Raw genomic sequence first — 13646 nt, forward strand, 5'->3', positions numbered from 1 at the left:
CAGCCTGCTGATTAGTTACATGGACTCAAGCCGATAAATGCAATTCATGTTAGATTAGGTACAGTTTACAAGGGGTGAAGCTCCTTGACATCATACATTTTGTCGGATTATCTGACTTAAAGGCTCGACTTTTTGATGAATATATGTCATGTAAAATGACATAAAGACATATACATAAGGAGAATGCCGATGAACGGTAAAAAAACATTTACCATTGCGGATGTGCTGGAACGTCCCGTTTTCCGGCGGGCGAAGCTGGCGGCGGGGGAACAGGGCGTACATCGCCGTGTGGGTTGGGTCCATGTGCTAGAAATCACAAATGTCTCTCCGTTTGTGAGCCGTCATGACTTGATTTTGACGACCGGCCTGTGGCTTACCCGGAAGGGGGAAGAGCGCGCCGAGTATATGGAGCAACTGATCCGCTCGGAAGCTGCGGGATTGTGTGTGGAGCTGGGCACGAGCATTCATGAAATCCCTTCTGAAATTCTGGAGTTGGCGGAACGACATCACTTCCCGGTCATCGTATTTGAGCAGCCAGTACGTTTTGTTGAAATTACACAAGATATTCATTCCCTACTTATTAACCGACATCATGAACTCCTAAAAGATCTGGAACGATTTTCACGTCAACTTCAGCAGGAAACCCTGCGCAGTACTGATATGAGCGCCCTCTTGCGTGTGCTCCATGACTATGCAGCCCGGCAGGTCATCTACATGTCTTCCATTGATACCAATCGATTCGTACCTTCCGTCCAGCCGGATCTAGCGGACCGTATTGCAGATTTTTATGCCCATGAAGTGGAATCTAGTATGACCGCCGATCGGGAGGGGCATCTGCTGTTTCACCTGAATGAATCCACTGCCGTGTTGTTCCAGCCCGTTGTATGCTTCGGTCAGGTGTTTTCCGCAGTAGGTTTGGTGCTGCATGGTGAAATGCCGACAGAAGAAATGTCGCTGCTGCTCGATTACACGGCCAAGGCAGCCGCTACATTGGTGCTGAGAACACAGTTTCTTGAAGACCGATTGCTGCGTAATCAAAATGAATTGATTCAGGATGTGCTGAGCGGGCAGCTTCCCAGTGAAGAACAGGCCCAGACCCGAATGGGCCTGCGATTGTTATCGAAGGGACAGTATTTATTTTGGGCAGGGGTCATTGAGGTGGAACATCAGGACAAAGATGCCAGTCAGGTACGCAAGGAGTCCATCAATCAGGATGTGCTAGTGCTACTTCGTTCATTGTTGAAAAAAGAAACGTTGCACAATCTGTTGATGATGAAGGGGAGTCAATGCTACATCCTTTGTGCCAAGGAGGAATTAACACTACGTTCCGCAGCGCAAATGAAAAAAGTGCTTGCCCATACAGTTCAATATATTCAGAACTATGCCGCAGGACAGCTTGATAAGGTGCGCATTCATGCAGGCTTTGGTAAGGTAAGGCATCGCATGACGGGGACGGATCGCAGTTTTGAAGAGGCATATGAGGTCATTGAAGTGACACGAAGCGTCCCAGTCATGAAGGATCGGTTATTTTACGACAGCATCGGAATCTATCAGTTATTGAAGGCGGTGCCCCGCATTCCTTTTCTACAAGAGTTCGTAGAGGATCATTTGGGTGGACTGATTGCGCATGATCGTGAGCACCATATGCAGCTTTTGGATACACTGGATGCCTACTTTCAATCCCATGGTTCCAAGCGTGATACCGCCGGAATTTTGTACATTCACAGACAGACCCTTTATAATCGGCTGGATAAAATTAATGAAATCATAGAGGGAAATCTGGCAGACCCTGACAAACGTCGTTGCCTGGAAATGGCACTACTGGCTTACCGGATGCTGCAGGCTGAAAATTGATCCTAAATAACTAGTTCTATTTTCCATTCTACTCATTTACAATGCGTGTTAACACTGAGATAATAGAAGAGATTACGGAAATATCTTGAAAGGGGATTAATATGAATATAAAAAAATGGATTGCCGTCCCTCTTATTCTGTTAATGGTAGCTTTGACAGGTTGCCAGGCAGTAGGCGGATTTGATGTAAGTAAAAATTTATTGGGAACACTTGATGTGAAATCCCAGCAGACAACGGAGAAAATCTCTCTTAAATTGACTCCCAAAGAAGGAATCACGCAAGGAGATAAGGAAATCGTAGATTTGATTAATTCGATTTCCGTCACTGTGGATGAAGCCAAAGTACAATCGGAGGAACTTGCTTCTGCCAAAGGTACATTGCACATCGATAAGTATAATTTGCCGTTTGAACTTGCTTTAGACCGCCAAGGTTTGGCTATTCAACTGGAAGGTGCCAAAAAACCTTATTACATATCTCTGAACTCGCAAGAGAGTTTGAGCGGTCTGCCTGCTGGATTTGATCCATATGTATATTCCAAAGACGTGAGAGAACTGACGAAAACAGCCGCTGCACTTATGCTCAAGCATGCGCCTAACCCTTCGACCATTTCTGCAACGTCTGTAACCGAGGAAGTATACGGTGAAAAAGACAAAGTGAAACTGACCCATCTGCATGCTGAACTTCGTGGTGATGAGCTGGTAACATTGGTAAAACCGTTCCTGGCGAATCTGGCCAAGGACGAAGCAGGCTTGAAAGAGCTGATCGGGCAAGCCATTGATATGACGAAGACGATTGCTTCCGGCATGAATATTGAAGATAGTGATAAAGTAACAGCGGAACTGAGTGCTAACAAAGAAAAAATGGTCAATGAGGCTTATACCGAAGTTAAAAAATATTTGGATCTAGCTGTTGATCAATATGATGTAGGCGTTAGCACCATGTATGCACAGTCCCCTGAAATCAAAACGGTCCTGAGTGCTAACACGGTTCTGAAAAGCGACATGTATTTTGATGAAAAAGGAAATGTTCGCAAAGCGGCAACAGACCTGACGGTTGCTTTGCCAGATGTGGATGGTCTTCCGGTGAAGTCCTTCACAATTCTGACCGAAACTCAATCTTGGAACGTCAATGGTAGTGTGACGGCTGATAAAGTGGATATTTCTAACGGTGTTATTGACTTGAATAAACAAGCTGAATTAACTCCGGGAGCGACGCTGCGCAATTTTGAAGCGAATTCTCCGATCTACAACATTTTAAAAAATGATTTGGAAATTACAAAAGTAGAAACAACTTTCGATCCTAAAGACGATTACTACGTCTTGGAGAATCGTGGTGGTACTGCCTTTATTCCATTGCGTGAACTGACAGGCGAACTGAACTCCGAGTTAAAATGGGATGCAGCTGCCAAACAGACTACTGTAATTGATGATATTACAGGTAAGACGATTAAGCTGAAAAGTGGCTCCAAACAGGCTGTATTGGAAGGAAGCACATTGACGCTGCCACAAGCTCCATATACGGATGAATATGGCACATTGTATGTTCCTTTCAAATCAGTTGCCGAGGCGCTTGGCGCCACAGTAACTCGTAACAGTGATGGAGAATATGTACTGAAACGCGACTAAAAAGAAATTCAAGGAACCGGCCCAATTAGGGGCTGGTTCTTTTTTAGTTATATTGATAAAATGCTCAGTAAAGCGATTAAAATAAGCGCTTACAAATTTAAAAAGTGCCATACTTTTATACAGGGGAAATTGAGATAATGATAGTATCATTCCAGCATAGTAAAACACATACAATTAGGGGGATATACAATGAAAGATATGGAACTATTGAATTCCAGAGAGGGGCAAAGGGTGCTTGCCCGAATGTATGGTCAACAGCAAATTTCTGAGCAAACGACTCGATATGAATCACTTATACAGGCGTATCGGGAGCATTTTGGTATAGGGGACATTGAACTGTTTAGTGCTCCGGGACGCTGCGAAATTGGCGGAAATCATACAGACCACAATCATGGGAAGGTGCTGGCAGGCAGTATTACACTCGATACCATCGCTGCAGCTGCTAAAGTGGAGGAGTCTGTAATTACATTTTTTTCTGAAGGCTATAAGACGAAGTACGTCATCGATTTAACCGACTTGTCGCCAAAACCGGAGGATGACAGTACGATGCTGTTGGTCCGCGGTATTGCCGCTGGCCTGCTTGAATTCGGATACCGTATCGGAGGATTCCAAGCTTATATATCAAGTAATGTATTCTCTGCTTCAGGTTTAAGCTCTTCCGCTTCTTTTGAAATGTTGATATGTACGATATTAAATCATTTTTATAACGAGGGAGCGTTAGATGCCGTTGCTAAATCCAAAATTGGTCAGTATGCAGAAAATGGCTATTGGAACAAGCCGTCGGGGCTGCTCGATCAGATGGCTTGTGCGTATGGCGGCTTGATTTCCATTGACTTTGAAAATCCCAAGGAACCGATCATAAATCCTGTTCATTGGAATTTTGAACAAAACGGATATTCCCTCGTTATTGTAAATACAGGTGGAAATCATGCCGATTTAACGGACGATTACGCGGCAGTGCCCAACGAAATGCGTGCAGTGGCACAATCTTTAGGCGCAACGGTTTGCCGTGACTTATTGCCGGAGGATCTATATGCCAACCTCAAGATGGTCAGGGAAAAAGCAGGAGACCGTGCAGTGCTGCGGGCGTTGCATTTTTTTGAAGAAAATAGACGTGTGGATGAACAGGTGAAATCACTGGAGGAAGGGCGCTTTACTGATTTCCTGAGGCTCGTTACTGAATCTGGTAATTCCTCATGGAAATGGCTCCAAAACGTATATAGAAGTGGGATTGCGCGGGAACAAGACGTATCGGTTGCACTGGCTTTAACCGAAATGTATTTAAAGTCAATAGATAACAGCGCATGCAGAGTACATGGTGGTGGCTTTGCTGGTGTCATCTTGACGATTCTTCCGAATGATCATGTGGATGATTATAAGGAGTGGATCAGCGGCATGCTGGGAACTCCGGTACTTGTTGTCAACGTCCGTGAGGACGGTGCCGTTAATGTTAGTAATTTGATCAATGTTGAACGGACTCATTGCGAGTCTACAAACTAGTCAGTCAGTAGAAGACTTTAACCCATGGGTTAAGGTCTTCGTCCTTTTTATCGCCGATACAGCTTGGGTTTGCGTTATAATAAAGAGATGATAGTTTTAATGAAGGAGGGCCTGTCATGGCTATATACCCGTCCTGGTCCTATTCGCAATCGAGGGCTCAAACGTTCGATGAATGCTTACGCAAATACTATTATCATTATTACGGCTCGCATAATGGCTGGAATTCGGCACAGGGCACTGAAGAGCAAGTTACATTGTATCGGCTCAAGCAACTGAGCAACTTATATATTTTATTCGGGAATATTACGCATCAAATGTGTGAATCCGTCATACGTGGATGGATGGAAAAAGGGGCTATCCCGCGCACAGCATACCTTGAGACAGCTATGAAGAACATGTTGAATAACAGCTACAAGGAATCGCTACACCGTGAGCCATGGCTACAAGATCCGAAAAATCGCGTCATGCTGGCGGAGGTTTATTACGACGACGAGGTGCTTCCAGAACGGATCGCCCTTATTAAGGAGCGGCAGCACGCGGTGATACACAATTTGTACCGTACTGCGGTTTGGCGTGAACTGCAACAGGGAAAGGCCCGAATTGTAGAAGTGGAGAAGTGGGATACGATGCTCCTTCATGAGACGAAGGTGTATGTCAAAATGGATTTGCTCTACCGTAGAGACAATGGAGACATGGTCATCGTGGATTGGAAAACAGGCAAGGAAGGCGATTTTTCCGACCAGCTTTTTTTGTATGCTTCCTATGTGCAGGAGCACTATCAGCTTCCTTTGGAGAAGATTGAGGTACGTGTGGAGTATTTGATGACAGGAGAGCATGAGGTATATCGTCCCGCGCAAGAAGATATCGACAAAGTGGTTGGTAATGTAGGACGATACATCGATGAAATGAAGTCCTGTCTCGATGACGATTACTATAACCGCCCCAAGTCCGAGTCTTTCTTCACTCCGATGCCTTCACGCAGAGCGTGCGGAGGCTGTAATTTTCGTGAGGTGTGTAAGTACCGAGCGGTGTGAAATGACTTGATCGCCTTTGCCACCGGATTCCTACCCTAATTAAAGCTAGTGAATCCGGCCATATGGCAAATCTATAATTCTTCTATATTTTGAAACCGCTTTATAATTTAGATGACGCGAGGTATGATAAGGGTATTATTGGAAAATGTGAAGGAGGAAGTTAGGAAGATGACGAGTACAGAACACGCACGTATTCTATTTCAGGGAGATTCTATAACAGACGGAGGAAGGGGACGAAATGAGGATGCGAACCATTGGCTGGGTCAGAGTTATGTGTATCTGATCGCAGGTGCATTGGGGAGCCGTTTGACGACCACACAGCCAGAATTTGTGAACCGGGGAATTTCGGGGGATCGAGTTTCAGATTTGTATGCACGCTGGAATGAGGACATGTTTAGCCTGAAGCCGGATCTGCTCAGTATTCTAATCGGAGTGAACGACGCCTGGCGTATCGTCGAGCAGGAACCGTCCGGGGTGACGGACCGATTTGAACGAGCGTATCGCCACCTTCTGGAGGAAACGCGTGAAGTGATGCCTGATCTGGGACTCGTGCTGTGCGAGCCGTTTATTTTGAAAACAGGAGCTACCGAAGCGCGATGGAACATTTGGCAAGAAAAAATAACGGGGTATCAGCGTATTGTACGTCAGCTAGCGGACGAATTTGGTGCTGTATTTGTGCCGCTCCAGAGCATGTTGAACGAAGCCGCTACCCAGGCGGACGCCTCCTATTGGCTGCATGACGGGGTTCATCCGACAGCGGTTGGGCATCAGTTGATAGCTGATCAATGGATAGATATCGTGCAAAAGAGTCCGCTGGCGATTCGCTAACAGGGTCATACATAGTCTACTCCTTGTCATTTTTGGGTAATACACGATTATGGACATCATTACTTATGTTATGGTTCCATCCAAAAATGAATGTCAAAGGGGGTGCTTCTTGCTTCATCATGAACGGAGCAAGAGAGGGCTATGGAAACGATAAATATCATTCTGGTTATATTACTTATCGCATTAACTGCTTTTTTTGTGGCCTCGGAGTATTCCATTATTCGTGTGCGGGTATCTCGCATCAATCAATTGGCCTCAGAAGGTAACAAAAATGCGAAAGCTGTTAAAAACATTTTGTCTCGGCTGGACGAGTATTTATCTGCTTGTCAGCTCGGAACGACATTAACCTCAATGGCGCTAGGCTGGCTAGGGGAATCTACTGTTGAACATCTGCTACACCCCCTGTTTGTGCTGGCTCATATTCCGGCAGGCCTGACGGGAGTGCTCTCCTTTTTGCTGGCTTTTCTGATCTTGACCTATTTTGAGGTGGTCATTGGGGAGCTGGTACCGAAAACATTCGCCATACAGATTGCGGAACCGATGGCATTGTTTTTTGCCCGTCCGATCACGATATTTTATAAAATGACCTATCCTCTGAATTGGGTTCTTAGTCGTTCATCGCGTGTCATTACAGGTCTCTTTGGGCTCAAAAAAGTATCTGAAGAAGATGCAGCACTTAGTGAAGCTGAGCTTCGTTTGGCATTATCTGAAGGTTTTCGTAGTGGTGAAATTACACCGACAGAATATCGATATCTGAACAATGTATTTGATTTTGACGACCGTGCAGCGCAGGAAATTATGGTACCGCGCATCCACATCCGCTCCATCTCCCACCAGGCAACAGTGGCCGAGTTTATGGAGCTGATCGAGGACAAAGTTTATAATTTTCTACCTGTAGCTGAACATGGCGACCGGGATCGTGTTATCGGGATGATTCGCGTTAAGGAAGCCCTGCATGATTTGGCACGTGGGCACAGCACAGGGAATACGACGATGGCTTCTTATATTCATCCGGTGCTTCAGGTTATCGAGACGGTTCAGGCTCGGGATCTGCTGATTCAGATGCAAAAACGGCGCATTCCAGTAGCGGTGCTGGTGGACGAATATGGTGGAACATCTGGACTTGTCACACTGGAGGATATTATGGAGGAGATTGTTGGAGACATTCCTTCCTATACCGACACCGAAACCCCCGCAGCGTTAACTCCACTCATTACAAAAACAGATGATCATCGTTACATACTCAAATCACAGGCGCTCATTCATGAGGTCAATCGGCGCTTGGAGACGGATATTGAGGCCGGGGACGTATATACGATTGGTGGATGGATGCTTTCAGAGCGTTTTGATATCCAGCAAGGAGACAAGCTGACCATCGGTTTATGGGAGTTTACTGTACTGGAAAAAAACAGTCACCAAATAGACACAATTGAAGCGATGAAGAAAGCAGTCGTTGAACAGAAAAATGACAATGATTTTTAATAATGGAAAATGGCTTTGTCGAGTAACAGCTTGCTTAAGATGTGACGAATAGCCTGTAAAGCTTGTGGCAACGCAATTTGTCCATCTTAAGATGCAAGCTGCTACCTGGTAACATATTGTTTTTTGTAATTAGGATAGGGGACTTAAGACTCTGTATCTTTATGCTCATAAATATATCTGTCTGTGAAAAATTCTACTAGAAATGTAGCAATTTTATGGTAAAATGGAATCAAATTTGAGTTTTTTGGGGTGGGCTACAGTACATGAAGATGTCACTAGGTACGAAAATGGTTACTGCATTTGTCTCAATTTCTGCAATAACCTATGGAACAAGCGCTTTTTTTATTTTTGTACTCAAGGACTGGCTTGCTCAAGGTACACAAGAATGGGTGTACACTTCGATCATTCTGTTATTGGGTGTCCTGTGGAGTGGCATTTTGGGCTGGTTGATCTCAAAATTACTCACGCGGCCCATTGTTAGGTTGGCGAAGGCGGCAGAGGAAGCTTCGGCGGGGAACCTGTCTGTTGTGATTCCTGAACGTCGCTCGGAGGATGAAATCAAAGTTCTGTATGATGCATTTCGGCACATGATGCTGAACATTAAAGATATGTTCAATGAGATCTCGTACAGCACCAGAACCACTTCGCAAAGTGCGGAAAATCTGAGCTTGGCTATTGTACAGGCTACCACACAAATTGAGTCCATGTCTTCGGTGGTAGAAGATATTTTGAATGGCGTGGAGCAGCAAAAGCAAGCATCTGCCCAATCGATTAAAACAGCAGACCGAATGCTGGGCGATTTTAAAATGATGCGTAGCAAATCGGGACATATGCTGGAACTGTCAGGCCATATGGAGCATTCAGTAGATTCGACGCAGACCGTATTTTCATCCCTGATGGATGGAATGGGAGAGCTGACAGCATCACATGGTCGTTCGCAGCAGGTAATTGCACGACTGGAAAAAGAAGCTTCCCAAATTGAAGCGATTACAAGCACCGTGAAGGATATTGCTGAACAAACCCATTTGCTGGCGTTGAATGCTTCTATAGAAGCGGCGCGTGCGGGAGAAGAAGGGAACGGGTTTGCGGTAGTGGCTCACCAAATTCGCGCACTTGCCGCTCAAAGTACGGAGTCTGTGCAGCAAATAAATGCCATCGTTAGCCGTGTGCAGTCACAAATCGTAGAGACAGTGCAGTTGATGCATCAGCAAACGTCATTGGTCAGTGCCGAGGCGGAACGGACAAGCTCTGTGGATCAGACGCTGAACCATTTGAACGCTATTGTACGTGAATTTGTCGAGAGCATCCGTTTAATGGAAGAGGCCGTGACGGAGCAGACGAATCGGGTAGATCAAACCTTTGAGCAGATCCATCGTATTCAGCAAATGTCTGGGGCCTTCTCTGAAGGGGCTCACAAAATTTATACAGCTGCTCATGAGGAGACAGCAATTATGCAGGAAATTTCGTCTTCTTCCGAGGATTTGAAAGTGCTTACGAATAAACTCATGATGAAAACACGTGGAATGCAACTATAATCAGAAATCGTCATGTGAGGCATGATATATACGAACAAAATGTAGCCGCTATACACCGGAAAACGCAGCAAAATGGTTTCCCGGTGTGTAGCGGCTATTTTTTAATTTCAAAAAACTCACATTGTTTTCTAGGGTGGTAAGCCAGATCACTGACGCTGGATTGCACGACGATGGTTTGATCGTCGAAACGGATTATGATTCCGCCAGAGCCAATCAATTGGTCATCCTGAAATACTCGGACACGAAGATGACGTTCCAGTGCCTCATTGAAATCCTGATCTGTAATTAATCGGCGATTAATGGCCATGAGGGTTCTCCTTTGAATATAATATCTTTTATCATAAAGGTAAGGTATTGAACAAGCAAGAAACGCGGCTAGAACATAATTGGCTATTGGTTATAAAATAGAATGCAATGAAGCGAGAAAGAGATCGAGAAAAAGATCAAAGGGGGCTAGCTATGGATAGGTCGTGGTCAAGGCCTTGGTTTGATGCCAACGCGCCAGAAGGGTTCGAGGCTTTTTCTCCGTCACATGGGTTGGCTGTATTGGGACTCATTGTTTGCGCTTTGCTGCTGTGGCTGACTAGGGGATGGATTCGGTCGAACAAGCCTGTAAGTGAGGGAATTCGCTGGTTGTTAATTACAGTCCTCATTCTGTCAGAGGTGACTCTGAATATTTGGTATGTGATGCAGCATATTTGGGATGTCCAGACTTCATTGCCATTAGAACTGTGTAGTGTGACACTGCTGTTGTCTATCCTGATGCTCATTTTTCGAAGCCGCTGGTTATATCCGATCATCCTTTTTGCCGGAATTGGAGGGGCGCTCCAAGCAGTACTCACGCCTAATTTGGCATATGCCTTTCCGCATTATCGTTTTATCCATTTTTTCGTAGCTCATAGTGCTATTATTTTGGCAGCCTTGTATATGACCTGGATAGAAGGACTCAAACCGACATGGAAGAGTGTGGGGGGAGCTATGCTTTTTCTGAATGGCTTGGCGCTGATAGTGTGGATCGTAGACGATGCTCTCGGTGCTAACTACATGTTTCTAGCCGGAAAGCCGTCGACACCGTCGATATTGGATGTTTTGGGGCCATATCCTCTGTACATTCTGGCAGAAGAAGCCATTGCACTGCTGTTCTTTTCGCTTCTGATGCTGTTGTTCGAGGTGCTCCCGGGAGGCAGGCTGTATGTCCGCTTTCGCAAAGGAGCTGTGCATGGTGCTGATAGGTCGACATCAAAGCCGTTGTAAAGCCATATGAAAGCAGCCTTCTCCACAAGTATCTGACCAAGGATAAGGCTGCTAAGAATGCTAAGAATGCCTAAACAATAGTACGCCTGGGGATAACGTTCTCCATTCTAATACTTAACGCAGTAGTGATTCTGCTCCGTCTACATAAATTTCCGTACCCGATACATGAGATGACTCGTCTGAGGCGAGAAACAGGACCAGATTGGCAACCTGCTCTGGTTCACCAGGGGCATCCTCTAGCGGATGCTCTCCGCCCTTCGGAAATTCGACTGGAATTTGTACCTTCTTCAAGTCTTCCGAAGGGTATGTGTTATTGTCAATTTGCGTGTCGATGGCTCCCGGGCATATCGCGTTGACCCGAATTTTGTAACGTGCCAGCTCCAGCGCTGCCATTTTCATAAACGCAACCTGAGCTGCCTTGGTGGAGGCGTAGGCTGAGAATCCAATACCCGAAAAGGTTCGATTACCGTTGATGGAGCTGGTAATGATAATGCTGCCGCCGCGTTCTTTCAGGTAAGGAACGGCATATTTAACAGTAGCAAAGGTGCCGCGAAGATTAATGTTCATCGTGCGGTCCCATTCCTCTAGCTCCAGTGTCTCGATAGGGGCCATGGTGCCGTTAATGCCTGCGTTGGCGAACACGATATCCAACTTTCCGTACGTTTCCACGACTTTAGCGAACCCCTGCTGAATCATATCTGGCTTGGAAATATCACATTCCAGCACAAGTGCTTCACCGCCAGCCTGCTCAATAATTGCTTGGGTCTCCTCTGCATGCTTGGATGTCCGATCCAGCATGACCACCTTGGCGCCTTGTTCTGCAAAACGGATCGCGGTCGCCTTGCCGATTCCTGAACCTCCACCACTGACCACTGCTATCTTTCCTTGCAATCTCTGCTCTGCCATTGACTATTCCTCCCATTCCGTTCATAAACTAAACCTGACTCGTTATTCCATACCTCTGTACGTTGATGGTGAAACAGTCACCGCTGGATTTCACCCCATTTGCGAAATATGGTAACATAGGGAACCAGCAGGAACTTATAGCAGGAACACGTATCGGGGAAGACCGGGTGACGGAGGTGGATCGAATTGAGCTATAACGCAAATGACCAACCCGAATCGACAGACGCTATAGCACTGACCGGAAAAGTGAAACCGTGGGCACTGAGCGGCCCCAGTATTCAAATCGATCCGTTGTTTCCCTATTACGCGAACCGTTCGCGGGACAGTATAGCAGATGAGATCGCCCTTGCGGGCTACCAGACCGTTCATTATTTTGTCGTGCGTGAAAATGAAGTGGATGGAGCGCTTGTTGCTGCTTTTCAACGCAGAGGCATAGCGGTGTGGGCGATGGTGCTAGGCAACGGTTCTTTTGGCGTGTCCCAGCTGCCGCCGGAGTGGAAAGGATGGCGCATGGAGCTGCTGCGCGAACCGAACGACGGGTTTCAGCGGCTTTCGCATTTTGCCCAGGAGTATGTGGAATGGAAAAAGAAAGCTGCTGCCCGGCTCGTCACCGACATTCCGTTCGACGGGTTCGAGGTGGCGGAGCCTTATTTCCCCGAATGGAACGGGCTGCGCAGTGGAGTGTACGGGGATATTGGGCCACATGCACAGCGCGCCTTTCGCGAGCGTAGCGGTGAGGACATTCCGGATTTTCGCGACAAGCATGCGCGGAATTATTACCGGAAGGTTCCGAAGCTGTACGCGCAGTGGGTTGATCTGCGTGTGGACGCCGTGAATGGCCTGATCAGCGAGCTGGTAAACGGTGCGGGTGGTGTGCGAGATGTCCGACCGGACATCTGTGTGGCGACATGGTCGCTTGCTGTGAGCGGACGCGGCGATGTCCCCGGCCAGCTACGGGAATGGCAGGGTCTTGACGCGGTAGCCATGATCGGGTGCGTAGCCCCGGATATGCACGTGCTCCAGACCCATTGGCCGGACTGGATGCGTCGCCGTCTGCCGCCGCAGTATACCCACGGCTACGCCCGCATCGCGCAGTCGATACGGGCCGCTTATCCGGGTCTGCCCCTCGGGGTGCAGGCGGATATCGGTTCTCTCGCGCGTATGGTTCGGGACCGTGAGTGGACGCGGCGGTTTGGCGCTGCCGCCTTGGAGGGCGGGTACGACGCCTGGACCGCCTATGAATACCATTTGGGTGGTTACATGTACGATGAGCCGCCCAAACCGCTTAAGGCGGAACGATCAGCTGAAGATGAGGTGGTTATTTCTTTCAGCAAGCGGATTGCTACACCGTCTGTAGATGAGCTGCGTATATGGAGCCGGGAGGACAGAGCAGGTACAACACGTGACCTGAGCCGCCACCTAAGGAAGGATTCACTAACGTTGTTGGAGCTTGTGGATGCCGTAGCAGACGGAAACCGTCTATTGCTGCGTATACGCAATTTACCAGCGGGGGCGTTCAGCTTGCGCCTTGATGGTGTACAGGATACACCGGAGTTGTGGCTGTTTAAGGGGAGAAAGGTACATCGCAATCTGCCAGAGCATGAAGTGAAGATACCTTAAAATTTGGG

The 13646-nt window shown here is 47.0% G+C and carries 12 protein-coding genes; 10 read left to right on the forward strand and 2 right to left on the reverse strand.

Features of this window, described 5'->3' with window-relative positions:
- The first annotated feature begins 189 nt into the window (after positions 1-189).
- The 7 genes from ACYCS5_RS20410 (at position 190) to ACYCS5_RS20440 (ending at position 9858) form a co-directional block, all read left to right on the forward strand.
- Positions 190-1854 carry a PucR family transcriptional regulator gene (locus ACYCS5_RS20410; protein ID WP_318627029.1) on the forward strand — a complete coding sequence of 555 codons (1665 nt, stop codon included), beginning with the start codon at positions 190-192 and terminating at the stop codon, positions 1852-1854.
- Positions 1855-1955: 101 nt separating this feature from the next.
- Positions 1956-3479 carry a copper amine oxidase N-terminal domain-containing protein gene (locus ACYCS5_RS20415; protein ID WP_459760056.1) on the forward strand — a complete coding sequence of 508 codons (1524 nt, stop codon included), beginning with the start codon at positions 1956-1958 and terminating at the stop codon, positions 3477-3479.
- A 189-nt stretch (positions 3480-3668) separates the two neighbouring features.
- Positions 3669-4979: a galactokinase gene (locus tag ACYCS5_RS20420; protein WP_459760057.1), complete on the forward strand. Its 1311-nt coding sequence runs from the start codon at positions 3669-3671 to the stop codon at positions 4977-4979.
- A 116-nt stretch (positions 4980-5095) separates the two neighbouring features.
- The gene (locus ACYCS5_RS20425; protein WP_459760058.1) at positions 5096-6013 is read left to right on the forward strand and encodes a PD-(D/E)XK nuclease family protein; all 918 of its coding nucleotides are present in this window, start codon (positions 5096-5098) and stop codon (positions 6011-6013) included.
- 168 nt (positions 6014-6181) lie between these two features.
- Complete coding sequence (locus ACYCS5_RS20430) at positions 6182-6841, forward strand: SGNH/GDSL hydrolase family protein (RefSeq protein WP_318627026.1); 660 nt, start codon at positions 6182-6184, stop codon at positions 6839-6841.
- Positions 6842-6982: 141 nt separating this feature from the next.
- Complete coding sequence (locus tag ACYCS5_RS20435) at positions 6983-8323, forward strand: hemolysin family protein (protein WP_340931517.1); 1341 nt, start codon at positions 6983-6985, stop codon at positions 8321-8323.
- Positions 8324-8586: 263 nt separating this feature from the next.
- Positions 8587-9858 carry a methyl-accepting chemotaxis protein gene (locus tag ACYCS5_RS20440; protein WP_029516103.1) on the forward strand — a complete coding sequence of 424 codons (1272 nt, stop codon included), beginning with the start codon at positions 8587-8589 and terminating at the stop codon, positions 9856-9858.
- Between the two features lie 94 nt (positions 9859-9952).
- On the opposite strand, the gene ACYCS5_RS20445 is transcribed toward ACYCS5_RS20440, so the two are convergent.
- Positions 9953-10165: a hypothetical protein gene (locus ACYCS5_RS20445; protein ID WP_013309048.1), complete on the reverse strand. Its 213-nt coding sequence runs from the start codon at positions 10163-10165 to the stop codon at positions 9953-9955.
- 152 nt (positions 10166-10317) lie between these two features.
- Here ACYCS5_RS20445 and ACYCS5_RS20450 point away from each other — a divergent pair, with 152 nt between their 5' ends.
- The gene (locus ACYCS5_RS20450; protein WP_459760059.1) at positions 10318-11112 is read left to right on the forward strand and encodes a YwaF family protein; all 795 of its coding nucleotides are present in this window, start codon (positions 10318-10320) and stop codon (positions 11110-11112) included.
- A gap of 114 nt (positions 11113-11226) precedes the next feature.
- Here ACYCS5_RS20450 and ACYCS5_RS20455 read toward each other — a convergent pair whose 3' ends face one another.
- A complete protein-coding gene (locus ACYCS5_RS20455) occupies positions 11227-12018 on the reverse strand; it encodes an SDR family oxidoreductase (RefSeq protein ID WP_459760060.1) in 792 nt (263 codons plus the stop codon).
- Between the two features lie 65 nt (positions 12019-12083).
- Here ACYCS5_RS20455 and ACYCS5_RS20460 point away from each other — a divergent pair, with 65 nt between their 5' ends.
- Together ACYCS5_RS20460 and ACYCS5_RS20465 are read left to right on the forward strand one after the other, a co-directional pair.
- Positions 12084-12215 carry a hypothetical protein gene (locus ACYCS5_RS20460; RefSeq protein ID WP_275041130.1) on the forward strand — a complete coding sequence of 44 codons (132 nt, stop codon included), beginning with the start codon at positions 12084-12086 and terminating at the stop codon, positions 12213-12215.
- Complete coding sequence (locus ACYCS5_RS20465) at positions 12205-13638, forward strand: N-acyl-D-glucosamine 2-epimerase (protein WP_165144482.1); 1434 nt, start codon at positions 12205-12207, stop codon at positions 13636-13638. The genes ACYCS5_RS20460 and ACYCS5_RS20465 overlap by 11 nt, the downstream gene beginning before the upstream one ends.
- Positions 13639-13646 lie beyond the last annotated feature (8 nt).

The sequence above is a fragment of the Paenibacillus sp. SEL3 genome, from assembly GCF_054602585.1.